The organism is Klebsiella sp. M5al (assembly GCF_002090195.1).
GTDB lineage: Bacteria > Pseudomonadota > Gammaproteobacteria > Enterobacterales > Enterobacteriaceae > Klebsiella > Klebsiella grimontii.
Genome location: NZ_CP020657.1, coordinates 4,216,827 through 4,243,800, shown reverse-complemented (window position 1 = coordinate 4,243,800; position 26,974 = coordinate 4,216,827). Strand labels below are relative to the sequence as shown.

Here is a 26,974-nt window from a genome sequence, read left to right as displayed (position 1 = left end):
TTATGCTTGCTGCTGGGACGACTGAATCGCGGTCAGGGCGATGGTATAGACGATATCGTCAACCAGCGCGCCACGGGACAGGTCGTTCACCGGCTTACGCATCCCCTGCAGCATCGGCCCGATAGAGATCAGGTCGGCAGAACGCTGTACGGCTTTGTAAGTGGTGTTACCGGTGTTCAGGTCCGGGAAGATGAACACGGTAGCGCGGCCGGCAACCGGAGAGTTCGGCGCTTTGGATTTCGCTACGTCAGCCATGACCGCAGCATCGTACTGCAGCGGGCCGTCGATCATCAGGTCAGGACGTTTTTCCTGCGCCAGACGCGTCGCTTCGCGTACTTTCTCTACATCGCTGCCGGCGCCAGAGGTACCGGTGGAGTAGGAGAGCATGGCTACGCGTGGTTCGATGCCGAAGGCAATCGCGGAGTCTGCGGACTGGATAGCGATTTCAGCCAGCTGTTCAGCGGTCGGATCCGGGTTGATCGCGCAGTCGCCGTAAACGTACACCTGTTCCGGCAGCAGCATGAAGAATACGGAAGAGACCAGAGAGCTACCCGGCGCAGTTTTGATCAGCTGCAGCGGCGGACGGATGGTGTTGGCGGTGGTGTGAACCGCGCCGGATACCAGGCCGTCGACTTCGTCTTGTTCCAGCATCAGGGTGCCGAGAACCACGTTGTCTTCCAGCTGCTCGCGGGCAACCGCTTCGGTCATGCCTTTGCTCTTACGCAGCTCGACCAGGCGAGCAACGTAGCTTTCGCGAACCACTTCCGGGTCAACGATTTCAATACCGGCGCCCAGCTCTACGCCCTGAGAAGCGGCAACGCGGGTGATTTCATCCGGGTTACCCAGCAGTACGCAGGTCGCGATACCGCGCTCGGCGCAGATAGCCGCGGCTTTAACGGTACGCGGTTCGTTGCCTTCCGGCAGCACAACACGCTTGCCTGCTTTACGCGCCAGCTCGGTGAGCTGATAGCGGAAGGCTGGCGGAGAGAGACGACGGCTGCGCTCGGAAGTCGCGGTCAGGGATTCAATCCAGTCGGCGTTGATATAGTTAGCCACGTATTCCTGAACTTTCTCGATGCGCTCGTGATCGTCAACCGGCACTTCCAGGTTGAAGCTCTGCAGGCTCAGAGAGGTCTGCCAGGTGTTGGTGTTAACCATGAATACCGGCAGGCCGGTAGCAAACGCGCGTTCGCACAGCTTGCTGACGCGCGGGTCCATTTCATAGGCCCCGGTCAGCAGGATGGCGCCGATTTCCACGCCGTTCATCGCGGCCAGGCAGGCGGCGACCAGTACGTCAGGACGGTCCGCGGAAGTGACCAGCAGAGAACCTGCGCGGAAGTGTTCCAGCATGTGCGGAATGCTACGCGCACAGAAGGTGACGGACTTCACGCGGCGGGTATTGATGTCGCCTTCGTTGATGATGGTGGCGTTCAGGTGATGCGCCATATCAATCGCGCGGGTGGCGATCAGATCGAAGCTCCACGGCACCGCGCCCAGAACCGGTAATGGGCTACCGTCCTGCAGCTGAGCCGGATCGATCTTCACGACTTTTGCTTTGGAAGAGTCGTCGAAGATTTCCGACAGGTCCGGGCGAGTACGGCCCTGTTCGTCAACCGGCGCATTCAGCTTGTTGACGATGACGCCGGTGATGCTGGTGTTTTTCGCGCCGCCGAAGCTGCTGCGGGTGAGCTCAATGCGCTCTTTCAGCTGTTCCGGGGTATCGGTACCCTGGGACATCACAAAGACGATTTCAGCGTTCAGCGTTTTCGCGATTTCGTAGTTCAGAGACTGGGCAAACTGATGTTTGCGGGTCGGGACCAGACCTTCAACCAGCACCACTTCAGCATCCTGCGTGTTGGCGTGGTAGTTGGCGATGATCTCTTCCATCAGCACGTCTTTCTGGTTGCTGGAGAGCAGCGACTCAACGTGGCTCATTTTCAACGGCTCTGCGGCCGGAAGGTCGGAGTTCGCGCGAATGATGGTGGTGGTCTGGTCTGGCGCATCGCCACCGGCACGCGGTTGAGCGATAGGTTTAAAGACGCTCAGGCGAACGCCTTTACGTTCCATAGCACGGATAACACCGAGGCTGACGCTGGTCAGGCCTACGCTGGTTCCGGTAGGGATCAGCATGATTGTACGGGACACGATATATCCTCTTTCGTTACCGCCAGTATCAGGCGGGATACAAAACAGCACCGCCAGCTAGGCTGGCGGTGTGGAATCAGGCGGTCAGACGGTTGGCGTCCTGCGCGATGACCAGCTCTTCGTTGGTCGGAATGACGATAGCCGGGCGAGTGCCTTCTTTGTTGATGAAGCCAGACTTGCCAAAACGGGCAGCCAGGTTACGCTCGTGATCAACTTCAAAGCCCAGTACGCCCAGTTTGCCCAGAGACAGTTCGCGAACCATCGCGGCGTTTTCACCGATACCACCGGTGAACACAACGGCGTCCAGACGACCGTCCATCAGCGCGGTGTAGGAGCCGATGTATTTTGCCAGGCGGTGGCAGTAAACATCCATTGCACGTTTAGCGTCAGCTTTTTCCTGGTAGTTGTCTTCAACATAGCGGCAGTCGCTGGTCACTTCGGTCAAACCGAGCAGGCCGGACTCTTTAGTCAGCATTTTGTTGATGGCGTCTACGCTCATGCCCAGGGCATCGTGCAGATGGAAAATGATTGCCGGGTCGATATCGCCAGAACGCGTACCCATCACCAGGCCTTCCAGCGGAGTCAGACCCATGGAAGTGTCAACGCATTTACCGTTGCGGATAGCGGAAACGGAACCACCGTTGCCCAGATGGCAGGTGATGATGTTCAGCTCTTCAACCGGTTTGTTCAGAACTTTCGCGGCTTCCTGAGTCACATAGAAGTGGCTGGTGCCGTGCGCGCCGTAGCGACGTACGCCGTGTTCTTTGTACAGGCTGTACGGCAGGGCATAGAGGTAAGATTCTTCCGGCATGGTCTGATGGAACGCGGTGTCGAACACGGCAACGTTCTTGTCTTTCAGATTAGGGAAGGATTTCAGGGCTTCTGCGATACCGATCAGGTGCGCCGGGTTGTGCAGCGGGGCGAAAGACGCGGAGTCTTTAATTCCCTGAATAACGGAGTCATCGATAACGACGGAGCTGGTGTATTTTTCACCACCGTGAACGATGCGGTGGCCGATTGCGGTCAACTGAGCAGACAGTTCTGGTTTTTGTGCCAGAATAGTGTTAACGATAAAGTTCAGCGCTTCACTGTGAGCAGCGCCAGCGCCTAATTCGGCTTCTTGCTTGCTGCCATCCATTTTCCATTTGATACGGGCTTCAGGAAGATGGAAACATTCTGCTAAACCAGACAGGTATTCGTCACCGTTGACGGCATCAAGGATAGCGAATTTCAGAGAGGAGCTACCGCAGTTCAGAACCAGTACTAACTTACTCGACATGGAAGTACCTTTTATGATACGTGGCTAAAAAAACGTCAGTGTGTCACAAAGCGTAGCGCAGGATGACATTGACATTTATGATTAACATCATGCCTTGTACTGTTTTCGGGCACGATGAGAGAAGTACATTTGATTTTATGTCATTTTGCATAATTTTCAGCCAGTGGCAGAATATGCGATAATTTGACTAACCTGGTAAAAGGGTCTAACCGCCCCTCAGGTGCGCACAGAATACCTGATTGAGTGCGCCATTGCCAAAATCTTTTGAACGTTGTCATGCACAGTTGGTGTTTTGCACAAATTTTTTAAGTTTTATATGTAAAGTTGAGGTAAGCCATGTCCGGTCCCGAGAATCGCTCTGTGAGTTTTTTTGGCTTGTTTCGCCACGGGCAGCATTATGCAAAGACCTGGCCTCTGGATAAGCGCCTTGCTCCGGTGTTTATTGAAAACCGCATTATTCGCGCCACGCGTTATGCGATTCGTATCATGCCGCCGGTGGCGATTTTCACGCTGTGTTGGCAAATCGCCCTCGGTGGCCAGCTGGGCCCGGCCGTCGCCACCGCGCTGTTTGCGCTGAGCCTGCCGATGCAGGGTTTATGGTGGTTGGGCAAGCGTTCAGTGACGCCGCTGCCGCCGTCGATACTGAGCTGGTTTTATGAAGTGCGCGGTAAACTGCAGGAGGCCGGGCAGGCGTTAACGCCGGTAGACGGAAAGCCTGATTATCAGGCTTTAGCTGACACGCTTAAGCGCGCCTTCAAACAACTGGATAAAACTTTCCTTGATGATTTGTAATTGCATCGGGAAAACGCATATAAAAGAAGGCGCATAATTCATGCGCCTTCTTTTTTCACGCCGTAAAAGTGCAACAGGAGTCAAAAATGGAAATGACCAATGCGCAGCGTCTGATTCTGTCGAATCAATACAAAATGATGACGATGCTCGATCCGGACAACGCTGAACGCTACCGCCGCCTGCAGACCATCATTGAGCGTGGATACGGGCTGCAGATGCGCGAGCTGGACCGCGAGTTTGGCCAGCTTACCGAAGAAACGTGTCGCACCATCATTGATATCATGGAGATGTATCACGCGCTGCATGTCTCCTGGACGAACCTGAAGGACGCCAGCGGGATTGACGAGCGTCGGGTCACCTTCCTCGGATTTGACGTGGCGACCGAGGCCCGCTACCTCGGCTATGTCCGCTTTATGGTTAACGTTGAAGGGCGCTACAGCCACTTTGACGCCGGGACTCACGGCTTTAACTCCCAGACCCCAATGTGGGAAAAATACCAGCGCATGCTGAGCACCTGGCACTCCTGCCCGCGCCAGTATCATTTAAGCAGTAACGAAATTAATCAAATTATCAACGCCTGATGGAGGTTCCCGTGCAGTGTAAAGGTTTCCTGTTTGATCTTGACGGGACATTGGTCGATTCGTTGCCGGTTGTGGAGCGTTCGTGGTGCAAATGGGCGGATCGATTCAGTATCCCTCATGATGAAGTGTTGAACTTTATTCATGGCAAACAGGCGATAACCTCATTACGTCATTTTCTTCCCGGCCGCAGCGAAGAAGAGATTCAGTCCGAGTTCGTCTGGCTGGAAAAGGTCGAAGCAGCGGATACGGATGGCGTAACGGCGCTGCCGGGAGCGGTGGCGCTGCTCAGGACGCTTGATGACGCGGGGATCCCTTGGGCGATCGTGACGTCAGGTTCGATTCCCGTCGCCCACGCCCGTCACCGCGTCGCGGGGCTGCCTGAGGCGAAGGTTTTCGTCACCGCCGAGCGCGTAAAGCACGGGAAACCCGCTCCGGATGCCTATCTGCTTGGGGCCGAGCTGTTAGGGCTGGCGCCGGGAGATTGCGCCGTGGTGGAGGATGCCCCTGCCGGGTTGCTCTCTGGGCTGAATGCCGGTTGTCGGACCATCGCGGTCAATGTGCCCGCCGATGCGCCGCGTCTTGATGAAGCTGATTTGGTGTTAACAACGCTTGAAAATCTGCTGGTTGAGCGCCTGCCTGACGGCAATGTGAATGTTAGCCTTAAAGATTAATCTCATGATTTAGCCCCGCGCCGGCGGGGCTTTTTTATGCCAAACTTCCAACTCCATCTTCTGACAAGGATAAGTTGTGAACGGTGAACTGATTTGGGTGTTATCTCTTCTTGCCGTAGCCGTCGTACTCTTTGCCACCGGAAAAGTGCGCATGGATGCTATCGCATTGCTGGTGATTGTCGCTTTTGTCCTTAGCGGCACCTTAACGCTCAGCGAGGCCTTCTCGGGATTTAGCGATCCCAACGTTATCCTTATCGCCGCGCTTTTCATTATTGGCGATGGGCTGGTGCGCACCGGGGTCGCCACCAAAATGGGCTCCTGGCTGGTGAAGGTTGCCGGTAACAGCGAAACCAAAATGCTGGTCTATTTAATGCTAACCGTTGCCGGACTAGGCGCTTTTATGAGCTCGACCGGCGTGGTGGCCATTTTTATTCCCGTGGTGCTCAGCGTGTCAATGCGCATGAACACGTCACCTTCGCGGTTGATGATGCCGCTCAGTTTTGCCGGACTTATTAGCGGAATGATGACTCTGGTGGCCACACCGCCCAATCTGGTCGTCAATAGCGAGCTGTTACGCGAAGGGCTGCAAGGATTCAGCTTTTTTAGCGTCACGCCGATAGGCCTGGTGGTGCTGGTCCTGGGCGTTTTCTATATGCTGGTGATGCGCTTTATGCTTAAGGGAGACGAAGGCGAACAGGTCCGCGATGGCCGTAAGCGAAGCACCTTCCGCGATCTTATCAAAGATTATCACCTCACAGGGCGCGCGCGCCGCCTGGCCATTCGGCCTGGCTCGCCGATGATTGGCCAGCGCCTGGACGACCTGAAACTGCGCGAGCGCTATGGGGCGAACGTCATCGGCGTTGAGCGCTGGCGGCGCTTCCGGCGGGTTATCGTTAACGTTAACGGCGTATCGGAGTTCCGCGCCCGCGACGTTTTGCTGATCGATATGTCGGCCTCCGATGTGGATTTACGTCAGTTCTGCGGCGAGCAAATGCTGGAGCCCATGGTGCTGCGCGGCGAATACTTTTCCGATCAGGCGCTGGACGTAGGGATGGCGGAAGTCTCCCTGATCCCGGATTCCGAACTGATTGGCAAGACGGTGCGCGAAATCGCCTTTCGTACCCGTTTCGATTTGAACATCGTGGGTCTGAAACGCGATGGCAAAGCTCTTGACGGCGCGGTCACCGATGAAGCTTTGCAGCTTGGCGATATCATGCTGGTGGTGGGGAACTGGCGGCAGATAGCGCTGCTGGCCAAGCGGGGTCGTGACTTTGTGGTGCTGAATATGCCCATTGAGGTTAATGACGCCTCGCCGGCGCACAGCCAGGCGCCGCACGCAATTTTCTGTCTGGTGTTGATGGTCGCACTGATGCTGACTGACGAAATTCCGAACCCCATAGCGGCGATCGTTGCCTGCCTGCTGATGGGGAAATTCCGCTGTATTAACGCCGAAAGCGCCTATAAAGCCATTCACTGGCCGAGCATTATTTTGATCGTCGGGATGATGCCTTTTGCTCTGGCGCTGCAGAAAACCGGCGGCGTGGATCTGGTGGTGCAGGGATTAATGGACGTGGCGGGAAGTAAAGGACCGTACCTGATGCTTGGCTGCCTGTTTGTGATGTGCGCGGCTATCGGCCTGTTTATATCCAATACGGCCACCGCGGTACTGATGGCGCCCATTGCGCTGGCCGCGGCAAAGTCGATGGGCGTTTCGCCTTATCCTTTTGCGATGGTGGTCGCCATGGCGGCCTCGGCGGCGTTTATGACGCCGGTATCGTCGCCGGTGAACACCCTGGTACTGGGGCCGGGTAAATACTCATTCAGCGATTTTGTCAAAATCGGCGTGCCGTTTACTATCCTGGTGATGGTGGTGTGCGTTCTGCTGATCCCGGTGCTGTTTCCGTTCTGATTCAGCAGCGTTCTTTCCCCGGTCAGGCTGCGGCTGGCCGGGGAGCGGTTATTTTATAAAGGCGAATCCTGGCTGATTTCATCAAGCGAAAGGTGGAAACTCGGCACGAAAACCTGCATAAAGTAGTCCATCTCTGCGCTGCGGCGCGATTCCAGCGTTTTCTCAAGGCGGCCTTTGGCCAGCAGAAATTCATTATTCCCCGCCGATAGCTCTTCCAGACACTTCAGGTAGGCGCAAAGCGCATCTGCCTGCTTGACAAGGAATTTTTCCTCGTCGCTGTAGTGCTGTTCGTCGATGAGCGGCTCAAAAATATCGCGCAGTTCATCAGGAACCATATCGACCAGTTTCTGCTGGGCGATTTTCTCGATGGCCTTGTATTCTTGCGCGATCTGCGAGTTGAAATATTTTACCGGCGTCGGCAGGTCGCCGGTCAGAACTTCCGAGGCATCGTGATACATCGCCAGCAGGGCAATGCGCTCGGCGTTAACCTGACCGCCAAATTTACGATTTTTGATCGCCGCCAGCGCATGGGCCACCATCGCGACCTGTAAGCTGTGTTCGGAGACGTTTTCGGTGCGCACATTACGCATCAGCGGCCAGCGGTTGATCAGTTTCAGGCGGGAGAGGTGGGCAAAGAAATGACTCTGACTCATAGGAACCCTTAATCAGTTACGACGTCGGGTGACATTGTGCGCAGGGATTGCCGCCGGATGCAAATCCCGGCGGCTGGACAGATGAAGTCAGAGCTGGTGGTAGCCGGAAAGGAAACGCCCGAAACGGGTAATCGCCATTTCAAGATCGTCTTCGCGCGGAAGGGTCACGATACGCACGTGATCCGGCCACGGCCAGTTAAAGGCGGTACCCTGAACCAGCAGGACTTTTTCCTGCAGCAGAAAATCGAGCACCATCTTCTGGTCATCGTGAATATTAAAGCGCTTAGCGTCGATTTTCGGGAACATATATAGCGCGCCTTTCGGCTTGGTGCACGATACGCCCGGAATGTCGTTAATCAGCTCCCAGGCGCGATTGCGCTGCTCATATAAGCGCCCGCCGGGAACAATAAATTCGCTGATGCTCTGATAGCCACCGAGAGCGGTTTGGATCGCATGCTGGGCCGGGACGTTGGCGCACAGGCGCATAGAGGCCAGCATCTCCAGACCTTCGATATAGCCTTTTGCGTGTTTCTTCGGCCCGTTAAGCACCATCCAGCCCTGGCGGAAGCCGGCAACGCGGTAGGTTTTTGACAGACCGTTGAAGGTGATCGTGAGGAGATCCGGGGCCAGCGGCGCAATAGAGTGGTGCTGCGCCTCATCGTAGAGGATTTTGTCGTAGATCTCATCGGCGAAAATAATCAGATTATGCTGGCGGGCGATCTCGACGATCTCCATCAGCAGCTCTTTTGAGTACACCGCGCCGGTTGGGTTATTCGGGTTGATAATCACGATGCCGCGGGTACGCGGGGTGATTTTCGCGCGGATATCGTCGAGGTCCGGGAACCAGTCGGACGACTCATCGCAGAGATAATGCACCGCTTTACCGCTGGAAAGCGAGACCGCGGCGGTCCAGAGCGGATAATCCGGCGCCGGAACCAGCATTTCATCGCCGCTATTCAGCAGCGCCTGCATGGCCTGAACGATAAGTTCGGAAACGCCGTTGCCGATATAAATATCTTCGACCGTCACATCACGCATGCCGCGAGCCTGGTAATGCTGCATGATGGCCTTACGTGCGGAATAGAGGCCCTTTGAATCGCTATAGCCCTGGGAAGTCGGGAGGTTGCGGATGACGTCAACGAGGATTTCGTCAGGCGCGTCAAAGCCAAACGGCGCTGGGTTGCCGATGTTCAGCTTCAGGACTTTGTTGCCTTCTTCTTCAAGGCGTTTCGCCTCTTTCAGAACCGGGCCGCGGATGTCGTAACAGACGTTATCTAACTTGCTGGATTTTTCGATGGGGGACATGAACCTTGACCTTTTAGCTGTTATCGCCACTCCCTGCCGTGGAAGTCAGCACGGAATAATGTACTCCGCATCCCCGCTGTTTTGAAGGGTTAACAGGAGAAGATTTTGCTATTCATGTTTTTTTGGTTTAATTGATTTCTCTGGTGGGTGGGTGTTTTGTTTATACAATAAACCTTTAATACTTTCATTGGTGGTCATATATTGCGTTATCTACTGATTCTGTAAACGTTTATCTGGCTTGTTGATTTAACGGAAATAAGTGCTTATTTTTTGCGCAAAAACCGCGTCGCTTTCATATGTACGTTTAATTCACAATACACAGAATGTTTTAACAACTTTGCCAGATATTTTTAATGAAAAGCATTTAATTGATAAATGAGTTTTATTTTATGCAAGGAATATTCTTAGATTTGTAATTTAATTAAAGCGCGGGTCAGCATTTAAAATTGCCTGAGATAATACTGATTAACGCTTATAAATATTGTGGTTTTCGGTTAGAATAACGTCGTTAATACCGATATAAGGCTATGCCAGGTAGCCTGTTTCTTTATTAATACATTGTTATTGCAGGTTTTTGTTATCTTCCTGACGCGATGGCAAAGTTTGTCGCTGGTGCGGATGCGGGCAATGGTCATTGACGGCTATTTTTTGCGTCTCATCACAAAAAAACAAAGCGCCGTAATTAAAAGCGCTCAGGCATACGAGCAAAATATTACTCTGAAATTCCGCGCATTTGCTGTGGATGAGTGCTTTCTAATGCAATAACGTTCGTCCAGTTGTTCATCCGTCTGCCCGTGGCGGGTCACGCGAAGCTTAAGGAATAGCCGGAAACCTGGAGCACAGCATCAACAAGGCAGGTCAGCATTAGCCGCCTGAATGTGAAGCAAATATGATAAATGAAAATCGTTCGATACTAAATTTAGACCTCGACCTCTTGAGAACCTTTGTTGCCGTCGCCGATCTCAATACATTTGCCGCTGCCGCCGTTGCGGTATGCCGGACTCAGTCAGCGGTAAGTCAGCAGATGCAGCGGCTGGAGCAGCTGGTCGGCAAAGAACTTTTTGCTCGCCAAGGACGCAATAAACTTCTGACCGAGCAGGGCATTCAGCTGTTGGGCTACGCGCGGAAAATTCTGCGTTTTAATGATGAAGCCTGCATGTCGCTCATGTTCGGTAGCCTGCAGGGAACGCTGACCGTTGGTGCGTCAGATGAGACAGCGGATACTATTTTACCGTGTTTATTAAATCGGATTGGCAGTTTTTATCCGCGGCTGACGCTTGAAATCAAAGTTCTCAATCATATTGATATCGTCGATCGGCTGAAGAAGGGAGCTATCGATCTTGCGCTGACCACCCGACCCACGAAGGGTTTTGACATGCTGACGCTACGCGCTTCGCCAACGTTGTGGTACTGCGCAGCGGACTACGTCCTCCCTCAGGGCGAGTCTGTCCCGCTTGTTCTGCTGGATGCCCCGGATCCGTTTCGGGAAGAGATCGTTGCGGTACTCAACGCCGCTCGCGTCCCCTGGCATCTTTCCCACGCGGCAACCTCAATGGCCGGGGTGAAGGCGGCGGTGAAGGCCGGGCTCGGGGTGACCGCGCAGCCGGTAGAGATGATGAGCCCTGAATTCCGCGTTCCGGGGCGGTGTGACGGCTTACCCGTGCTGCCGGATACCCACTATATGCTGAACTGCGATTCTCAGCAGGCAAGCGAACTGACGCAGGCTATTTTTCAGTCGCTGAGCGCGGAGTACCAGCCGTGGTCCACGCAACGTGTTTATACCCCCGAAGGGGGAGATAATTCCCTTATTTCCTGAGTGGGAAAAGCTAACAAACATCACAAAAACTGGTAACAAAATGTAAGTGTAAAAACGAACCCCCGACGTGTGAAATCGCCGCTGCGGTTCGTTTTTTTCAAATTTTATTGATTAATAGAATGTTTTGTTGATTTGTTTTGATGTAAATCAGTGAGTTAGATCTGCTCTTCCTCTCATTTCTCGACTTTTCTCTGCACTTTCAATACTTCCTGCTAATGTTAAAAAACCGGATAGTTTGTTGCCGTTTTCTTGGTTGAATTAACAAAAGCGTGTCACAGATCAAGAAAATACCCCTCTTTAGGGGGAGGAATCGTGGCTAAATCCTGTCAAAATAGGCGGGTAATTTTGATTTACGGCGGAAACGGACACGATTCAACAGCACTAAATCCGAAGAGTATGCAAGGTTATTCCGCATAAAAGGGCATTTAATGTTAATGAAAAAAATCCAATGTAAATTAATGTTGTGAAAACTTTTGTTAAAGTTGACAAAAGGTTAATGAAAGGAGTAAAAAGCCACCGCAACTGGCCTTCCACATCACCCAGGGACGCTTTTTTGCACGGCTATTTTTTTATTCCTCCCCGTGAAACGCTGTGGCGTTCATCTGCCAGTAAGAGCAGAGGGTTTTAGCGCTACACTTTTTTGGTTAAGCAATGCGTATGTCAACATCCACTGAAGTCATCGCTCATCATTGGGCATTCGCTATATTTCTCATCATCGCTATCGGCCTGTGCTGCCTGATGCTTATCGGCGGTTGGTACCTTGGCGGACGCGCGCGCGCGCGTAGCAAGAACACGCCGTTTGAATCCGGGATCGACTCCGTCGGTTCGGCTCGCTTACGTCTTTCTGCGAAGTTTTATCTGGTTGCCATGTTCTTCGTTATCTTCGACGTGGAAGCCCTGTATCTCTACGCATGGTCGACTTCTATCCGTGAAAGCGGCTGGGTCGGCTTTGTGGAAGCCGCAATTTTCATTTTAGTGCTACTGGCTGGTCTGGTTTACCTCGTTCGTATTGGCGCTCTGGACTGGACGCCTGCGCGCTCCCGTCGCACGCTGGTTAACCCGGAAACAGACAGTCCCACTAACCGTCATACGCAGTAAAAGCGAGGCAATAAGATGGATTATACGCTCACCCGCATCGATCCTAACGGTGAGAACGACCGTTACCCCCTGCAAAAACAGGAGATCGTAACCGACCCCCTGGAGCAAGAAGTCAACAAAAGCGTGTATATGGGGAAACTCGAACACGCTTTGCATGACATGGTGAACTGGGGCCGTAAGAACTCAATCTGGCCTTACAACTTTGGCCTTTCTTGCTGCTACGTGGAAATGGTGACGTCATTCACTGCGGTGCATGACGTTGCGCGTTTTGGTGCAGAAGTATTGCGTGCCTCCCCGCGTCAGGCTGACCTGATGGTGGTCGCGGGCACCTGCTTTACCAAAATGGCGCCGGTCATTCAGCGTCTTTATGACCAGATGCTGGAGCCGAAGTGGGTTATCTCGATGGGCGCATGCGCCAACTCCGGCGGTATGTACGATATTTACTCTGTCGTGCAGGGCGTGGATAAGTTTATTCCGGTTGATGTTTACATCCCGGGCTGTCCGCCGCGTCCGGAAGCGTATATGCAGGCGCTGATGCTGCTGCAGGAATCCATTGGTAAAGAACGTCGTCCGCTCTCTTGGGTGGTAGGCGATCAGGGCGTTTATCGCGCCAATATGCAGTCGGAACGCGAGCGTAAACGCGGCGAACGTATTGCAGTGACCAATCTGCGGACTCCGGACGAGATTTAACTTGCGCCTGCGGGCGGGATGAAAACTTCGCAAATCAATCTACTACAGCGCGAAGTCTCGCCGGCAGTCACCACGGACCTTTTGCAATGGTGAACAATATGACCGATTTAACCGCGCATGACGCCGCACCAGCCTGGCAAACCCGCGATCACCTTGATGACCCGGTGATCGGCGAACTGCGCAACCGTTTTGGGCCGGATGCCTTTACCGTTCAGCCAACCCGCACCGGCGTTCCGGTGGTTTGGGTGAAGCGTGAACAGCTGCTTGAGGTGGGTGATTTCCTGAAGAAGTTGCCGAAGCCTTACGTGATGCTGTTTGACCTGCACGGCATGGACGAACGTCTGCGCACGCACCGCGACGGTTTACCTGCCGCGGATTTTTCCGTTTTCTATCACCTGATTTCAATCGACCGCAATCGCGACATCATGCTCAAGGTCGCATTGTCTGAAAACGATCTGCATCTGCCGACCTTCACCAAACTGTTCCCGAACGCCAACTGGTATGAGCGTGAAACCTGGGAGATGTTTGGCGTGACCTTCGATGGTCACCCGAATCTGCGCCGCATCATGATGCCGCCGACCTGGGAAGGCCACCCGCTGCGTAAAGACTACCCGGCGCGCGCAACCGAATTTGACCCGTTTGAGCTGACCAAAGCCAAACAGGATCTGGAAATGGAAGCGCTGACCTTCAAACCGGAAGAGTGGGGCATGAAGCGCGGGACCGAAAACGAGGACTTTATGTTCCTTAACCTCGGCCCTAACCACCCCTCCGCGCACGGTGCGTTCCGTATTATTTTGCAGCTTGATGGCGAAGAGATCATCGACTGCGTTCCTGATATCGGCTACCACCACCGCGGCGCTGAGAAGATGGGCGAGCGCCAGTCCTGGCACAGCTACATTCCGTATACCGACCGTATTGAGTACCTCGGCGGCTGCGTTAATGAGATGCCGTACGTGCTGGCGGTGGAGAAACTGGCGGGAATAACCGTGCCGGATCGCGTCAACGTCATCCGCGTAATGCTCTCCGAGCTGTTCCGTATCAACAGCCATCTGCTGTACATCTCCACCTTTATCCAGGACGTCGGGGCGATGACGCCGGTGTTCTTTGCCTTTACCGACCGCCAAAAGATCTACGATCTGGTGGAAGCAATTACCGGCTTCCGTATGCACCCGGCCTGGTTCCGTATCGGCGGCGTCGCGCACGACCTGCCCCGCGGTTGGGATCGCCTGCTGCGTGAATTCCTCGAGTGGATGCCGAAGCGTCTGGATTCCTATGAAAAGGCCGCGCTGCGCAACACCATCCTGATCGGTCGTTCGAAAGGGGTTGCCGCCTACAACGCCAAAGAAGCGCTGGAGTGGGGCACCACCGGCGCGGGCCTGCGCGCGACCGGCATCGGCTTCGACGTACGTAAATGGCGTCCTTATTCTGGCTATGAAAACTTCGACTTTGAAATCCCGACCGGCGGTGGCGTCTCCGACTGCTACACCCGCGTGATGCTGAAAGTGGAAGAGCTGCGCCAGAGCCTGCGCATTCTTCAGCAGTGCCTCGATAACATGCCGGAAGGCCCGTTCAAGGCGGATCACCCGCTGACGACGCCGCCGCCGAAAGAGCGCACGCTGCAGCATATCGAAACCCTGATTACGCACTTCCTGCAGGTTTCCTGGGGGCCGGTCATGCCGGCGCAAGAATCCTTCCAGATGATTGAAGCGACCAAGGGTATTAACAGTTACTACCTGACCAGCGACGGCAGCACTATGAGCTACCGTACCCGCGTGCGCACGCCAAGCTTCGCGCACCTGCAGCAGATCCCGGCCGCTATTCGCGGCAGTCTGGTCTCCGACCTGATTGTCTATCTGGGTAGTATCGATTTTGTTATGTCAGACGTGGACCGCTAATTATGCACGAGAATCAACAACCACAAACCGAGGCTTTTGAGCTGAGTGCGGCAGAGCGTGAGGCGATTGAGCACGAAAAGCACCACTACGAAGACCCGCGTGCGGCGTCCATTGAAGCGCTGAAAATCGTTCAGAAGCAGCGCGGTTGGGTGCCGGACGGCGCAATCTACGCTATCGCCGATGTGCTGGGGATCCCGGCCAGCGACGTAGAAGGCGTGGCGACCTTCTACAGCCAGATTTTCCGCCAGCCGGTGGGTCGTCACGTGATTCGCTACTGCGACAGCGTGGTGTGCCATATCACCGGGTTCCAGGGCATTCAGTCGGCGATCGAGAAGAAGCTGGATATCAAACCGGGTCAAACCACCTTTGATGGCCGTTTCACTCTGCTGCCGACCTGCTGCCTGGGCAACTGCGACAAGGGGCCGACCATGATGATTGATGAGGACACTCACAGTTATCTGACGCCGGAAGCGATTCCTGACCTCCTGGAGCGGTATAAATGAAAACCATTATTCGTACTGCCGAAACCCATCCGTTAACCTGGCGTCTGCGCGACGACAAACAGCCGGTATGGCTGGATGAATACCAGAGTAAAAACGGCTACGCCGGGGCGCGTAAAGCGCTCTCCGGCATGGCGCCGGATGAAATCGTCACTGCGGTAAAAGACGCCGGCCTGAAAGGGCGCGGCGGCGCGGGCTTTTCCACCGGTCTGAAGTGGAGCCTGATGCCGAAAGACGAGTCCATGAACATCCGTTACCTGCTGTGTAACGCCGATGAAATGGAGCCGGGCACCTATAAAGACCGCCTGCTGATGGAACAGCTGCCGCACCTGCTGGTGGAAGGCATGCTGATCTCCGCGTTCGCGCTGAAAGCCTACCGCGGCTATATCTTCCTGCGCGGCGAATATATCGAAGCGGCACAGCACCTGCGCCGGGCAATCGCCGAAGCGACCGAAGCGGGCCTGTTGGGGAAAAATATCCTTGGCACCGGTTTTGACTTCGAACTGTTTGTGCACACTGGGGCAGGGCGCTATATCTGCGGCGAAGAAACCGCGCTGATTAACTCCCTCGAAGGCCGCCGCGCCAATCCACGTTCGAAGCCGCCGTTCCCGGCCAGCTCCGGCGTATGGGGGAAACCGACCTGCGTGAACAACGTTGAAACCCTGTGCAACGTTCCGGCGATTCTGGCCAACGGCGTCGAGTGGTATCAGAACATTTCTACCAGTAAAGACGCCGGCACCAAGCTGATGGGCTTCTCTGGACGGGTGAAGAACCCGGGCGTCTGGGAACTGCCGTTCGGCACCACCGCGCGCGAGATCCTCGAAGATTACGCGGGCGGCATGCGCGATGGTCTGAAGTTTAAAGCCTGGCAGCCGGGCGGCGCGGGCACCGACTTCCTGACCGAAGCGCACCTCGATTTGCCGATGGAGTTCGAAAGCATTGGTAAAGCGGGTAGCCGTTTGGGTACCGCGCTGGCGATGGCCGTCGACCACGAGATCGGCATGGTTCCGCTGGTGCGCAACCTCGAAGAATTTTTTGCCCGCGAATCCTGCGGCTGGTGTACGCCCTGCCGCGACGGCCTGCCGTGGAGCGTGAAGATCCTGCGCGCCCTGGAGCGCGGCGAAGGCCAGCCGGGGGATATCGAGACGCTTGAGCAACTGTGTCGATTCCTCGGTCCGGGTAAAACCTTCTGCGCGCACGCGCCGGGCGCGGTTGAACCGCTGCAGAGCGCGATCAAATATTTCCGCGAAGAATTCGAGGCTGGCATTAAGCAGCAGTTCAGCAATACCCATGCAATTAACGGTATTCAGCCGAACCTGCTTAAGACGCGCTGGTAATCTAAAGGTTTTTTATTTTTGGAAGCACGCAAATGGCTACGATTCATGTAGACGGCAAAGAATACGAGGTCAACGGAGCGGACAACCTGCTAGAAGCTTGTCTCTCTCTGGGCCTTGATATTCCATACTTTTGCTGGCATCCGGCGCTAGGGAGCGTCGGTGCTTGCCGCCAGTGTGCGGTGAAGCAATATCAGAACGCGGAAGACACGCGTGGCCGCCTGGTGATGTCCTGTATGACTCCGGCATCCGACGGCACTTTTATTTCCATCGACGACGCAGAAGCGAAGCAGTTCCGCGAAAGCGTAGTTGAGTGGCTGATGACCAACCACCCGCATGACTGTCCGGTGTGCGAAGAGGGCGGCAACTGTCACTTGCAGGATATGACCGTGATGACCGGTCATAGCTTCCGTCGCTACCGCTTTACCAAGCGTACCCACCGCAACCAGGATCTGGGGCCGTTCATCTCGCACGAAATGAACCGCTGCATCGCCTGCTACCGCTGCGTCCGCTACTACAAAGATTATGCCGACGGCACCGACCTTGGCGTTTACGGCGCGCACGACAACGTCTACTTTGGGCGCCCGGAAGACGGCACGCTGGAAAGCGAGTTCTCCGGCAACCTGGTGGAAGTCTGTCCGACCGGCGTGTTTACCGATAAAACGCACTCCGAGCGCTATAACCGTAAATGGGACATGCAGTTTGCGCCAAGCATCTGTCAGCAGTGTTCCATCGGCTGTAACATCAGCCCCGGCGAACGCTATGGCGAACTGCGTCGTATCGAAAACCGCTATAACGGTACCGTTAACCGCTACTTCCTCTGCGACCGCGGTCGTTTCGGCTACGGCTATGTGAATCTCAAAGACCGTCCGCGTCAGCCGGTTCAACGCCGCGGTGACGATCTGATTACCCTTAACGCCGAGCAGGCGATGCAGGGGGCGGCGGATATTCTGCGCCAGTCGAAGAAAGTGATCGGTATCGGCTCCCCGCGCGCCAGCCTCGAAAGCAACTTCGCGCTGCGCGAACTGGTCGGCGTCGGGAACTTCTATACCGGCATCGCGAAGGGCGAACAAGAGCGCCTGCAGATGATGCTGAAAGTGCTGCGCGAAGGCGGTATCCATACCCCGGCGCTGCGCGAAATCGAATCCTACGATGCGGTGCTGATCCTCGGCGAAGACATCACCCAGACCGGCGCGCGTATCGCGCTGGCGGTGCGTCAGGCGGTGAAAGGCAAAGCGCGCGAAATGGCGGCGGCGCAGAAAGTCGCCGACTGGCAGATCGCCGCGATCCTTAACATCGGCCAGCGCGCGAAGCATCCGCTGTTTGTCACCAATATTGATGACACCCGCCTCGATGACATCGCCGCATGGACCTACCGCGCGCCGGTGGAAGATCAGGCGCGCCTCGGCTTTGCCATCGCCCATGCGCTGGATGAAAGCGCCCCGGCGGTCGAAGGGCTGAGCGGCGAGCTGAAAGGCAAAATCGACGTGATCGTTCAGGCGTTAGCCGGAGCGAAAAAACCGCTGATTGTCTCCGGAACCAACGCCGGCAGCATTGAAGTGATTCAGGCGGCGGCCAACGTGGCGAAAGCCCTGAAAGGCCGCGGCGCCGATGTCGGCGTGACGATGGTCGCCCGCGCGGTCAACAGCGTTGGCCTCGGCATGATCGGCGGCGGCTCGCTTGAAGAGGCGCTGAGCGAACTGGAAACCGGCGCAGCCGATGCGGTTATCGTGCTGGAAAACGACCTGCACCGCCACGCTTCAGCCGCCCGCGTTGATGCGGCGCTGGCGAAAGCGCCGCTGGTGATGGTGGTTGACCATCAGCGTACGGCGATTATGGAAAAAGCGCATCTGGTGCTCTCCGCGGCAAGCTTTGCGGAAAGCGACGGTACCGTGGTCAACAACGAAGGTCGCGCCCAGCGCTTCTTCCAGGTTTACGACCCGGCCTACTACGACGCGAAAACCGTAATGCTGGAGAGCTGGCGCTGGCTGCACTCATTGCACAGCACCGTGAACAATCGTCAGGTTGACTGGACCCAGCTGGACCACGTGATTGACGCTGCCGTTGCCGCACTGCCGCAGCTGGCCGGTATCAAAGACGCCGCGCCGGATGCGACCTTCCGCATTCGCGGCCAGAAGCTGGCCCGTGAACCGCACCGCTACAGCGGTCGTACGGCGATGCGCGCCAACATCAGCGTGCATGAACCGCGTCAGCCGCAGGATAAAGACACCATGTTCGCCTTCTCCATGGAAGGGAACAACCAGCCGTCCGCGCCGCGCTCGCAAATTCCGTTTGCCTGGGCTCCGGGCTGGAACTCCCCGCAGGCGTGGAACAAGTTCCAGGATGAAGTGGGCGGTAAACTGCGCCACGGCGATCCGGGCGTGCGTCTGTTTGAAGCTTCCGCTAGCGGTCTTGAGTACTTTACCGCAGTACCGGCAAGCTTCCAGGCAGAGGACGGGAAATGGCGTATCGCGCCTTACTATCACCTGTTCGGCAGCGACGAGCTGTCGCAGCGTTCTCCGGTATTCCAGAGCCGCATGCCGCAGCCGTACGTTAAGCTGAACCCGGCAGATGCCGCGAAGCTTGGGGTGAACGAAGGCGCAATGGTCTCTTTGCGCGTTGATGGCCAGGCGCTTAGCCTGCCGCTGGTGATTTCGGCGGGGCTGACGGCAGGGCAGGTTGGCTTACCGATGGGCATGCCAGGGATTGCGCCGGTACTGACCGGAGCGCGTATTGATACTCTGCAGGAGGCGAAAGCATGAGTTGGTTAACTCCCGATCTCATCGACATTCTGTTAAGCATCCTTAAAGCGGTGGTGATTCTGCTGGTCGTGGTGACCTGCGGCGCGTTTATGAGCTTCGGCGAACGTCGTCTGCTGGGCCTGTTCCAGAACCGTTATGGACCTAACCGCGTGGGCTGGGGCGGTTCGCTGCAGCTCGTCGCCGACATGATCAAAATGTTCTTTAAAGAGGACTGGGTTCCGCGCTTCTCGGATCGCGTGATCTTTACCCTGGCGCCGGTTATCGCCTTTACTTCGCTGCTGCTGGCCTTCGCCATTGTGCCGGTCAGCCCGACGTGGGTAGTGGCCGATTTAAACATCGGGATTCTGTTCTTTCTGATGATGGCAGGCCTGGCGGTCTATGCGGTGCTGTTCGCCGGTTGGTCGAGCAACAACAAATACTCGCTGCTTGGCGCGATGCGTGCTTCCGCCCAGACCCTGAGCTACGAAGTGTTCCTCGGGCTTTCCCTGATGGGCGTAGTGGCGCAGGCCGGTTCGTTCAACATGACCGATATCGTCAACAACCAGGCGCATCTGTGGAACGTCATCCCGCAGTTCTTTGGTTTCGTGACCTTTGCGATTGCGGGCGTGGCGGTATGTCACCGTCACCCGTTTGACCAACCGGAAGCGGAGCAGGAGCTGGCCGACGGTTACCACATCGAATATTCCGGCATGAAGTTCGGTCTGTTCTTCGTCGGTGAATATATCGGCATTGTTACCGTATCGGCGCTGATCGTGACGCTGTTCTTCGGTGGCTGGAATGGCCCATGGTTACCTCCTTTCATCTGGTTCGCGCTGAAAACCGCGTTCTTTATGATGATGTTCATTTTGATCCGCGCATCATTACCGCGTCCGCGCTATGACCAGGTAATGTCCTTTGGCTGGAAGGTATGCCTGCCGTTAACGCTGATCAACCTGTTGGTAACGGCGGCTGTCATTCTCTGGCAGGCGCAATAAGGGGTGAATTGACCATGACCTTAAAAGAATTATTGGTAGGGTTTGGCACCCAGGTCCGCAGTATCTGCATGATCGGGATGCACGCCTTTGCCAAACGAGAAACTCGGATGTACCCGGAAGAGCCGGTATATCTGCCGCCGCGCTACCGTGGCCGTATCGTGCTGACGCGCGATCCGGACGGCGAAGAGCGCTGCGTTGCCTGTAACCTGTGTGCGGTAGCCTGTCCGGTAGGCTGTATCTCTCTGCAAAAAGCGGAGACCAAAGACGGCCGCTGGTACCCGGAGTTTTTCCGCATCAACTTTTCACGCTGTATTTTCTGCGGCCTGTGCGAAGAAGCGTGCCCGACCACGGCGATTCAGTTGACCCCGGACTTTGAGCTGGGCGAATACAAACGTCAGGATCTGGTGTACGAAAAAGAGGATCTGCTGATTTCCGGTCCGGGTAAATACCCGGAATATAACTTCTACCGGATGGCGGGTATGGCAATCGACGGCAAAGATAAGGGCGAAGCAGAGAACGAAGCCAAGCCTATCGACGTCAAGAGCCTGTTACCGTAAGGAGAGGGCAATGGAATTCGCTTTTTATATCTGTGGCCTGATAGCCATCCTCGCAACCCTGCGGGTGATCACCCACACAAATCCGGTGCACGCGCTGCTGTACCTGATCATTTCGCTGTTGGCGATTGCCGGGGTGTTCTTCTCGCTGGGGGCTTACTTCGCCGGCGCGCTGGAAATTATCGTTTATGCGGGCGCCATTATGGTGCTGTTCGTGTTCGTGGTGATGATGCTCAACCTGGGCGGCAGCGAAATCGAACAGGAACGTCAGTGGCTGAAACCCGGGATCTGGATTGGTCCGGCCATTCTTTCCGCGGTGCTGCTGGTGGTGATCGTTTACGCCATTCTCGGCGTTAACGATCAGGGTATCGACGGCGCGGCGATTAACGCCAAAGAGGTGGGTATCGCGCTGTTTGGGCCGTACGTTCTGGCGGTGGAGCTGGCCTCCATGCTGCTGCTCGCGGGTCTGGTTGTCGCCTTCCATATCGGTCGCGAAGAACGCGCCGGGGAAGTGCTGAGCAATCGTCCGAACGACAGCGATAAAAGAAAAACGGAGGAACACGCATGATCCCCTTAACACATGGACTGATCCTCGCCTCTGTCCTGTTTGTCCTCGGCCTGACGGGGCTGGTTATCCGCCGCAATCTGCTGTTTATGCTGATTAGCCTGGAGATCATGATCAATGCCGCCGCGCTGGCTTTCGTGGTTGCAGGGAGCTACTGGGGCCAGACCGATGGCCAGATAATGTATATCCTCGCCATCACCCTCGCCGCCGCGGAAGCGAGTATCGGCCTGGCGCTGCTGCTGCAGCTCCATCGTCGTCGCCAGAACCTGAACATCGATTCAGTAAGTGAGTTGCGCGGATGAACATGCTTGCCTTAACCATTCTTTTGCCATTGATTGGCTTTGTTTTGCTGGCCTTCTCCCGCGGCCGCTGGTCGGAAAATCTATCCGCCACCGTGGGGGTGGGCTCGGTAGGCCTGGCGGCGCTGGTGACGGCGTTTGTCGGCGTCGACTTCTTTGCCAACGGCAAACAGGCGCTCAGCGTTCCGCTGTGGACCTGGATGTCGGTCGGCGACTTCAACATCGGCTTCAACCTGGTGCTGGACGGCCTCTCTCTGACCATGCTCTCCGTGGTCACCGGCGTCGGTTTCCTGATCCACATGTTCGCCTCCTGGTATATGCGCGGTGAAGAGGGCTACTCCCGCTTCTTCGCCTATACCAACCTGTTTATCGCCAGCATGGTCGTTCTGGTGCTCGCGGATAACCTGCTGCTGATGTACCTCGGCTGGGAAGGCGTGGGCCTGTGCTCCTATCTGCTGATCGGCTTCTACTACACCGATCCGAAGAACGGCGCGGCGGCGATGAAAGCGTTTGTGGTGACCCGCGTCGGCGATGTGTTCCTGGCGTTCGCGCTGTTCATTCTCTACAACGAACTGGGCACCCTGAACTTCCGCGAAATGGTCGAACTGGCGCCTGCGCACTTTGAGGCCGGCAACAACATGCTGATGTGGGCTACCCTGATGCTGCTGGGCGGCGCGGTGGGTAAATCCGCGCAGCTGCCGTTGCAGACCTGGCTTGCGGACGCGATGGCGGGCCCAACGCCGGTTTCCGCGCTAATCCACGCCGCGACCATGGTCACCGCCGGTGTCTATCTGATTGCGCGCACGCATGGCCTGTTCCTGATGACCCCGGAAGTCCTGCATCTGGTGGGGATCGTCGGGGCGGTAACGCTGGTGCTGGCAGGCTTCGCCGCGCTGGTGCAGACCGATATCAAACGCGTGCTCGCTTACTCCACCATGAGCCAGATTGGCTATATGTTCCTCGCGCTCGGCGTGCAGGCGTGGGATGCGGCGATTTTCCATCTGATGACCCATGCGTTCTTTAAAGCGTTGCTGTTCCTGGCGTCCGGCTCGGTGATCCTTGCCTGCCACCACGAACAGAACATCTTCAAGATGGGCGGCCTGCGCAAATCAATTCCGCTGGTATACGTCTGCTTCCTGGTCGGGGGCGCGGCGCTGTCCGCGCTGCCGCTGGTGACTGCTGGCTTCTTCAGTAAGGATGAGATTCTGGCGGGCGCGATGGCGAACGGTCATCTTAATCTGATGGTCGCCGGTCTGGTCGGGGCGTTTATGACCTCCCTGTACACCTTCCGTATGATTTTCATCGTGTTCCACGGTAAAGAACAAATTCACGCTCACGCAGGGAAGGGGATTACCCATCATCTGCCGCTGATTGTGCTGCTGGTGCTCTCGACCTTCGTTGGCGCGCTGATTGTGCCGCCGCTGGAAGGCGTGCTGCCGCAGACCACCGAGCTTGAACACGGACGCGTCATGACGCTGGAAATCGCCTCCGGGGTGATTGCCATCGCGGGCATTCTGATTGCCGCCTGGCTGTGGCTGGGTAAACGCACGCTGGTGACGTCGATTGCCAACAGCGCGCCGGGTCGTCTGCTCGGTACCTGGTGGTACAACGCCTGGGGCTTTGACTGGCTGTATGACAAAGTATTCGTCAAGCCGTTCCTCGGCGTGGCGTGGCTGCTGAAGAGCGATCCGCTGAATGCGCTGATGAACATTCCGGCAATCCTTTCCCGCTTCGCAGGCAAAGGCCTGGTGGTGAGCGAGAACGGCTATCTGCGCTGGTATGTGGCTTCAATGGGCATCGGCGCGGTCGTGGTGCTGGCGCTGCTGATGGTATTGCGTTGAGTTTGCGGAGGGCGGGCGTTGTCGGGTAGCGCTTACCCGTAGGCCCGGCGGGCAGAGCGCCGCCGGGCAACAAAACCCGCAATTCGAAGTGAATTTTCTGTGAGAATTCGTTGAAAATCGGTCCTGAACGGGACTTTAACAAGGAATAAAGATCGCCATGTTATTACCCTGGCTAATATTAATTCCCTTTATCGGCGGCTTCCTGTGCTGGCAGACTGAACGCTTTGGCGTGAAGATGCCGCGCTGGATCGCGCTGATCACTATGGGATTGACGTTTCTGCTTGGCCTGCAGTTGTGGATGCAGGGCGGCTATTCTCTCACGCAATCAACCGGTATTCCGCAGTGGCAGTCGGAATTCGTGATGCCGTGGATCCCGCGATTCGGTATCAGCATCCATCTGGCTATCGACGGCCTGTCGCTGCTAATGGTGGTGCTGACCGGGCTGCTCGGCGTGCTGGCGGTGCTCTGTTCATGGCGCGAAATCGAGAAATATCAGGGCTTTTTCCATCTTAACCTGATGTGGATCCTCGGCGGCGTGATCGGCGTATTCCTGGCTATCGACCTGTTCCTGTTCTTCTTCTTCTGGGAAATGATGCTGGTGCCGATGTACTTCCTGATCGCGCTGTGGGGCCATAAAGCCTCCGACGGTAAAACGCGTATCACGGCGGCAACCAAGTTCTTCATTTATACCCAGGCGAGCGGGCTGGTGATGCTGATTGCCATCCTGGCGCTGGCGTTTGTCCACTTCAACGCTACCGGCGTGTGGACCTTCAACTATGAAGAACTGCTGAAAACCCCAATGTCCCACGGCGTGGAATACATGCTAATGCTGGGCTTCTTTATCGCTTTCGCGGTAAAAATGCCGGTGGTTCCGCTGCACGGCTGGCTGCCGGACGCGCACTCTCAGGCGCCGACCGCCGGTTCCGTTGACCTCGCGGGGATTCTGTTGAAAACCGCGGCCTACGGCCTGCTGCGCTTTGCGCTGCCGCTGTTCCCGAACGCTTCCGCCGAATTTGCCCCTATCGCCATGTGGCTGGGCGTCATCGGTATTTTCTACGGCGCGTGGATGGCCTTCAGCCAGTACGATATCAAGCGTCTGATTGCTTACACCTCCGTTTCCCACATGGGCTTTGTGCTGATTGCTATCTATACCGGCAGCCAGCTGGCTTACCAGGGCGCGGTGATTCAGATGATTGCCCACGGCCTGTCCGCTGCCGGCCTGTTTATCCTTTGCGGCCAGCTGTACGAGCGCCTGCATACGCGCGATATGCGTCAGATGGGCGGTCTGTGGAGCAAAATCAAGTGGCTGCCGGCGCTGTCGATGTTCTTTGCGGTCGCGACCCTCGGGATGCCGGGTACCGGTAACTTCGTCGGCGAATTTATGATTCTGTTCGGCAGCTATAAAACCGTACCGGTGATTACGATTATTTCTACCTTCGGTCTGGTGTTCGCTTCCGTGTACTCGCTGTCGATGCTGCATCGCGCGTACTTTGGTAAAGCAAAAAGCGAAATCGCCGCGAAAGCATTGCCGGGAATGTCCCTGCGTGAACTGTCGATCATCCTGCTGCTGGTTGTTCTGCTGGTGCTGCTGGGCTTCTTCCCACAGCCGATTCTGGACACCTCGCACTCTGCGATGAGCAACATTCAGCAGTGGTTTGTTAATTCTGTTTCTACTACAAGGCCGTAATTCGCCATGACAATAACTCCACAACAACTGATCGCACTGCTACCGCTGCTGATCGTCGGCTTGACGGTGGTGGTTGTGATGCTCTCCATTGCGTGGCGACGCAATCATTTCCTCAATGCCACGCTGTCGGTTCTCGGCCTGAACGCCGCGTTGATATCACTCTGGTTCGTGGGTCAGAACGGAGCGATGGACGTCACGCCGATGATTCGCGTAGACGGCTATTCGATGCTCTACACCGGGCTGGTGCTGCTGGCGAGCCTCGCCACCTGTACTTTCGCCTACCCATGGCTTGAGGGTTACAAGGACAATAAAGAAGAGTTCTATCTGCTGGTGCTGATCGCCGCGCTGGGCGGCATTCTGCTGGCGGGCGCTAACCATCTGGCGGCGCTGTTCCTCGGTATCGAACTGATTTCGCTGCCGCTGTTCGGCCTGGTCGGCTACGCCTTCCGCCAGAAACGCTCGCTGGAAGCCAGCATCAAGTACACGATTCTGTCCGCCGTTGCCTCTTCGTTCCTGCTGTTCGGTATGGCGCTGGTATATGCCAATTCCGGCAACCTTTCGTTCCTGGCGCTCGGTAAGAGCCTGACGGATGGCATGCTGCACGAGCCGCTGCTGCTGGCCGGTCTCGGTTTGATGATTGTCGGCCTCGGCTTTAAGCTGTCGCTGGTGCCGTTCCACCTGTGGACGCCGGACGTTTACCAGGGGGCGCCTGCGCCGGTCTCCACCTTCCTGGCGACCGCCAGTAAGATCGCCATCTTCGGCGTGGTGATGCGTCTGTTCCTCTATATGCCGGTTGGCGGCAGTGAGGCGGTACGCGTGGTGCTGGGTCTTATCGCCTTTGCGTCGATTATCTTCGGTAACCTGATGGCGCTGAGCCAGACCAATATCAAACGTCTGCTCGGCTACTCATCCATTTCTCATCTTGGCTACCTGCTGGTGGCGCTGATTGCCCTGCAGAGCGGCGAGATGTCGATGGAAGCGGTGGGGGTTTACCTGGCGGGTTACCTGTTCAGCAGCCTCGGCGCGTTCGGCGTGGTGAGCCTGATGTCCAGCCCGTACCGCGGCCCTGATGCCGATTCGCTCTACTCCTACCGAGGCCTGTTCTGGCATCGTCCGATTCTGTCGGCGGTGATGACGGTGATGATGCTGTCTCTTGCCGGTATCCCAATGACGCTGGGCTTTATCGGTAAGTTTTACGTGCTGGCGGTAGGCGTGCACGCGCACCTGTGGTGGCTGGTCGGGGCGGTAGTGCTGGGTTCAGCGATTGGCCTCTACTACTATCTGCGCGTGGCGGTGAGCCTCTATCTGAGCGCGCCAGAGAAACTGAATCGCGATGCGCCGTCTAACTGGCAGTACAGCGCCGGGGGCATCGTGGTGCTGATCTCCGCGCTGCTGGTGCTGGTACTGGGCGTATGGCCGCAGCCGTTAATCAGCATCGTACAGTTGGCTACGCCGCTGATGTAATCATATCCGTCGTGGGTAAAAAGGATCGCTTCGGCGGTCCTTTTTTTATCTACGCGAAAGCGGTGGGACCTTTGCTTTAATATTTTTTGTAATATTCATGCTTTTTATCATATTAATCTCACTTTACATTTCCACTCATCCTCTTATTTTCCGTACTATT

Annotated in this window: 22 protein-coding genes; 18 read left to right on the top strand and 4 right to left on the bottom strand. The window is 56.1% G+C overall.

The window, feature by feature from the left end; genetic code table 11:
- Complete coding sequence (pta, locus tag BWI76_RS20240) at positions 1–2,145, bottom strand: phosphate acetyltransferase (RefSeq protein WP_049100290.1); 2,145 nt, start codon at positions 2,143–2,145, stop codon at positions 1–3.
- A gap of 76 nt (positions 2,146–2,221) precedes the next feature.
- Entirely contained in the window at positions 2,222–3,424 is a 1,203-nt protein-coding gene (gene ackA / locus BWI76_RS20235) for an acetate kinase (RefSeq protein WP_004123156.1), read from the bottom strand.
- 336 nt (positions 3,425–3,760) lie between these two features.
- Between ackA and yfbV the strand changes: the two genes are divergently transcribed.
- From yfbV to BWI76_RS20215, 4 genes are all read left to right on the top strand, one after another.
- Positions 3,761–4,216: a terminus macrodomain insulation protein YfbV gene (gene yfbV, locus BWI76_RS20230; protein WP_024359269.1), complete on the top strand. Its 456-nt coding sequence runs from the start codon at positions 3,761–3,763 to the stop codon at positions 4,214–4,216.
- Between the two features lie 86 nt (positions 4,217–4,302).
- Positions 4,303–4,797, top strand: coding sequence for a YfbU family protein (locus BWI76_RS20225; RefSeq protein ID WP_004123152.1), 495 nt, complete (start codon positions 4,303–4,305; stop codon positions 4,795–4,797).
- Between the two features lie 11 nt (positions 4,798–4,808).
- The gene (locus tag BWI76_RS20220) at positions 4,809–5,468 is read left to right on the top strand and encodes a sugar phosphatase (protein ID WP_004870931.1); all 660 of its coding nucleotides are present in this window, start codon (positions 4,809–4,811) and stop codon (positions 5,466–5,468) included.
- A 76-nt stretch (positions 5,469–5,544) separates the two neighbouring features.
- The gene (locus tag BWI76_RS20215; RefSeq protein ID WP_004870932.1) at positions 5,545–7,377 is read left to right on the top strand and encodes an SLC13 family permease; all 1,833 of its coding nucleotides are present in this window, start codon (positions 5,545–5,547) and stop codon (positions 7,375–7,377) included.
- A 53-nt stretch (positions 7,378–7,430) separates the two neighbouring features.
- Here BWI76_RS20215 and yfbR read toward each other — a convergent pair whose 3' ends face one another.
- On the bottom strand, positions 7,431–8,030 hold the full coding sequence (gene yfbR, locus BWI76_RS20210) for a 5'-deoxynucleotidase (RefSeq protein ID WP_004870934.1): 600 nt from the start codon (positions 8,028–8,030) through the stop codon (positions 7,431–7,433).
- Between the two features lie 87 nt (positions 8,031–8,117).
- Positions 8,118–9,335: an alanine transaminase AlaA gene (gene alaA, locus BWI76_RS20205; protein ID WP_004870936.1), complete on the bottom strand. Its 1,218-nt coding sequence runs from the start codon at positions 9,333–9,335 to the stop codon at positions 8,118–8,120.
- Between the two features lie 889 nt (positions 9,336–10,224).
- Between alaA and BWI76_RS20200 the strand changes: the two genes are divergently transcribed.
- The 14 genes from BWI76_RS20200 to nuoN all read left to right on the top strand — a co-directional run bounded on the left by BWI76_RS20200 (position 10,225) and on the right by nuoN (position 26,814).
- The gene (locus BWI76_RS20200; protein ID WP_004870937.1) at positions 10,225–11,151 is read left to right on the top strand and encodes a LysR family transcriptional regulator; all 927 of its coding nucleotides are present in this window, start codon (positions 10,225–10,227) and stop codon (positions 11,149–11,151) included.
- A gap of 651 nt (positions 11,152–11,802) precedes the next feature.
- Positions 11,803–12,249 carry an NADH-quinone oxidoreductase subunit NuoA gene (nuoA, locus tag BWI76_RS20190; protein ID WP_004870939.1) on the top strand — a complete coding sequence of 149 codons (447 nt, stop codon included), beginning with the start codon at positions 11,803–11,805 and terminating at the stop codon, positions 12,247–12,249.
- Positions 12,250–12,264: 15 nt separating this feature from the next.
- Entirely contained in the window at positions 12,265–12,939 is a 675-nt protein-coding gene (nuoB, locus tag BWI76_RS20185) for an NADH-quinone oxidoreductase subunit NuoB (protein WP_002913178.1), read from the top strand.
- Between the two features lie 86 nt (positions 12,940–13,025).
- The gene (nuoC, locus tag BWI76_RS20180; RefSeq protein WP_004104077.1) at positions 13,026–14,834 is read left to right on the top strand and encodes an NADH-quinone oxidoreductase subunit C/D; all 1,809 of its coding nucleotides are present in this window, start codon (positions 13,026–13,028) and stop codon (positions 14,832–14,834) included.
- A 2-nt stretch (positions 14,835–14,836) separates the two neighbouring features.
- Positions 14,837–15,337: an NADH-quinone oxidoreductase subunit NuoE gene (gene nuoE / locus BWI76_RS20175; RefSeq protein WP_004104075.1), complete on the top strand. Its 501-nt coding sequence runs from the start codon at positions 14,837–14,839 to the stop codon at positions 15,335–15,337.
- Entirely contained in the window at positions 15,334–16,671 is a 1,338-nt protein-coding gene (nuoF, locus tag BWI76_RS20170) for an NADH-quinone oxidoreductase subunit NuoF (protein ID WP_004870941.1), read from the top strand. Before nuoE ends, nuoF begins: the two co-directional genes overlap by 4 nt.
- A gap of 32 nt (positions 16,672–16,703) precedes the next feature.
- Positions 16,704–19,430: an NADH-quinone oxidoreductase subunit NuoG gene (gene nuoG / locus BWI76_RS20165; RefSeq protein ID WP_064362352.1), complete on the top strand. Its 2,727-nt coding sequence runs from the start codon at positions 16,704–16,706 to the stop codon at positions 19,428–19,430.
- On the top strand, positions 19,427–20,404 hold the full coding sequence (nuoH, locus tag BWI76_RS20160) for an NADH-quinone oxidoreductase subunit NuoH (RefSeq protein ID WP_004870946.1): 978 nt from the start codon (positions 19,427–19,429) through the stop codon (positions 20,402–20,404). The genes nuoG and nuoH overlap by 4 nt, the downstream gene beginning before the upstream one ends.
- Before the next feature lie 14 nt (positions 20,405–20,418).
- On the top strand, positions 20,419–20,961 hold the full coding sequence (gene nuoI / locus BWI76_RS20155; protein WP_004104066.1) for an NADH-quinone oxidoreductase subunit NuoI: 543 nt from the start codon (positions 20,419–20,421) through the stop codon (positions 20,959–20,961).
- Between the two features lie 10 nt (positions 20,962–20,971).
- Positions 20,972–21,526, top strand: coding sequence for an NADH-quinone oxidoreductase subunit J (gene nuoJ / locus BWI76_RS20150; RefSeq protein WP_004123127.1), 555 nt, complete (start codon positions 20,972–20,974; stop codon positions 21,524–21,526).
- Positions 21,523–21,825, top strand: coding sequence for an NADH-quinone oxidoreductase subunit NuoK (nuoK, locus tag BWI76_RS20145; protein ID WP_004104062.1), 303 nt, complete (start codon positions 21,523–21,525; stop codon positions 21,823–21,825). Before nuoJ ends, nuoK begins: the two co-directional genes overlap by 4 nt.
- Positions 21,822–23,663 carry an NADH-quinone oxidoreductase subunit L gene (gene nuoL, locus BWI76_RS20140; protein ID WP_004870951.1) on the top strand — a complete coding sequence of 614 codons (1,842 nt, stop codon included), beginning with the start codon at positions 21,822–21,824 and terminating at the stop codon, positions 23,661–23,663. The genes nuoK and nuoL overlap by 4 nt, the downstream gene beginning before the upstream one ends.
- Before the next feature lie 157 nt (positions 23,664–23,820).
- Positions 23,821–25,350 (top strand): NADH-quinone oxidoreductase subunit M, encoded by a 1,530-nt coding sequence (nuoM, locus tag BWI76_RS20135; protein WP_004870953.1) that lies wholly within the window; start codon positions 23,821–23,823, stop codon positions 25,348–25,350.
- 6 nt (positions 25,351–25,356) lie between these two features.
- On the top strand, positions 25,357–26,814 hold the full coding sequence (nuoN, locus tag BWI76_RS20130; protein ID WP_024359263.1) for an NADH-quinone oxidoreductase subunit NuoN: 1,458 nt from the start codon (positions 25,357–25,359) through the stop codon (positions 26,812–26,814).
- Positions 26,815–26,974: the final 160 nt, after the last annotated feature.

Bases quoted from the DNA above. Each gene is read 5' to 3' on its own strand.
- ackA (WP_004123156.1), bottom strand. From the start codon at position 3,424: ATGTCGAGTAAGTTAGTACTGGTTCTGAACTGCGGTAGCTCCTCTCTG.
- yfbV (WP_024359269.1), top strand. From the start codon at position 3,761: ATGTCCGGTCCCGAGAATCGCTCTGTGAGTTTTTTTGGCTTGTTTCGC.
- BWI76_RS20225 (WP_004123152.1), top strand. From the start codon at position 4,303: ATGGAAATGACCAATGCGCAGCGTCTGATTCTGTCGAATCAATACAAA.
- yfbR (WP_004870934.1), bottom strand. From the start codon at position 8,030: ATGAGTCAGAGTCATTTCTTTGCCCACCTCTCCCGCCTGAAACTGATC.
- alaA (WP_004870936.1), bottom strand. From the start codon at position 9,335: ATGTCCCCCATCGAAAAATCCAGCAAGTTAGATAACGTCTGTTACGAC.
- BWI76_RS20200 (WP_004870937.1), top strand. From the start codon at position 10,225: ATGATAAATGAAAATCGTTCGATACTAAATTTAGACCTCGACCTCTTG.
- nuoA (WP_004870939.1), top strand. From the start codon at position 11,803: ATGCGTATGTCAACATCCACTGAAGTCATCGCTCATCATTGGGCATTC.
- nuoB (WP_002913178.1), top strand. From the start codon at position 12,265: ATGGATTATACGCTCACCCGCATCGATCCTAACGGTGAGAACGACCGT.
- nuoC (WP_004104077.1), top strand. From the start codon at position 13,026: ATGGTGAACAATATGACCGATTTAACCGCGCATGACGCCGCACCAGCC.
- nuoE (WP_004104075.1), top strand. From the start codon at position 14,837: ATGCACGAGAATCAACAACCACAAACCGAGGCTTTTGAGCTGAGTGCG.
- nuoF (WP_004870941.1), top strand. From the start codon at position 15,334: ATGAAAACCATTATTCGTACTGCCGAAACCCATCCGTTAACCTGGCGT.
- nuoG (WP_064362352.1), top strand. From the start codon at position 16,704: ATGGCTACGATTCATGTAGACGGCAAAGAATACGAGGTCAACGGAGCG.
- nuoH (WP_004870946.1), top strand. From the start codon at position 19,427: ATGAGTTGGTTAACTCCCGATCTCATCGACATTCTGTTAAGCATCCTT.
- nuoI (WP_004104066.1), top strand. From the start codon at position 20,419: ATGACCTTAAAAGAATTATTGGTAGGGTTTGGCACCCAGGTCCGCAGT.
- nuoJ (WP_004123127.1), top strand. From the start codon at position 20,972: ATGGAATTCGCTTTTTATATCTGTGGCCTGATAGCCATCCTCGCAACC.
- nuoK (WP_004104062.1), top strand. From the start codon at position 21,523: ATGATCCCCTTAACACATGGACTGATCCTCGCCTCTGTCCTGTTTGTC.
- nuoL (WP_004870951.1), top strand. From the start codon at position 21,822: ATGAACATGCTTGCCTTAACCATTCTTTTGCCATTGATTGGCTTTGTT.
- nuoM (WP_004870953.1), top strand. From the start codon at position 23,821: ATGTTATTACCCTGGCTAATATTAATTCCCTTTATCGGCGGCTTCCTG.
- nuoN (WP_024359263.1), top strand. From the start codon at position 25,357: ATGACAATAACTCCACAACAACTGATCGCACTGCTACCGCTGCTGATC.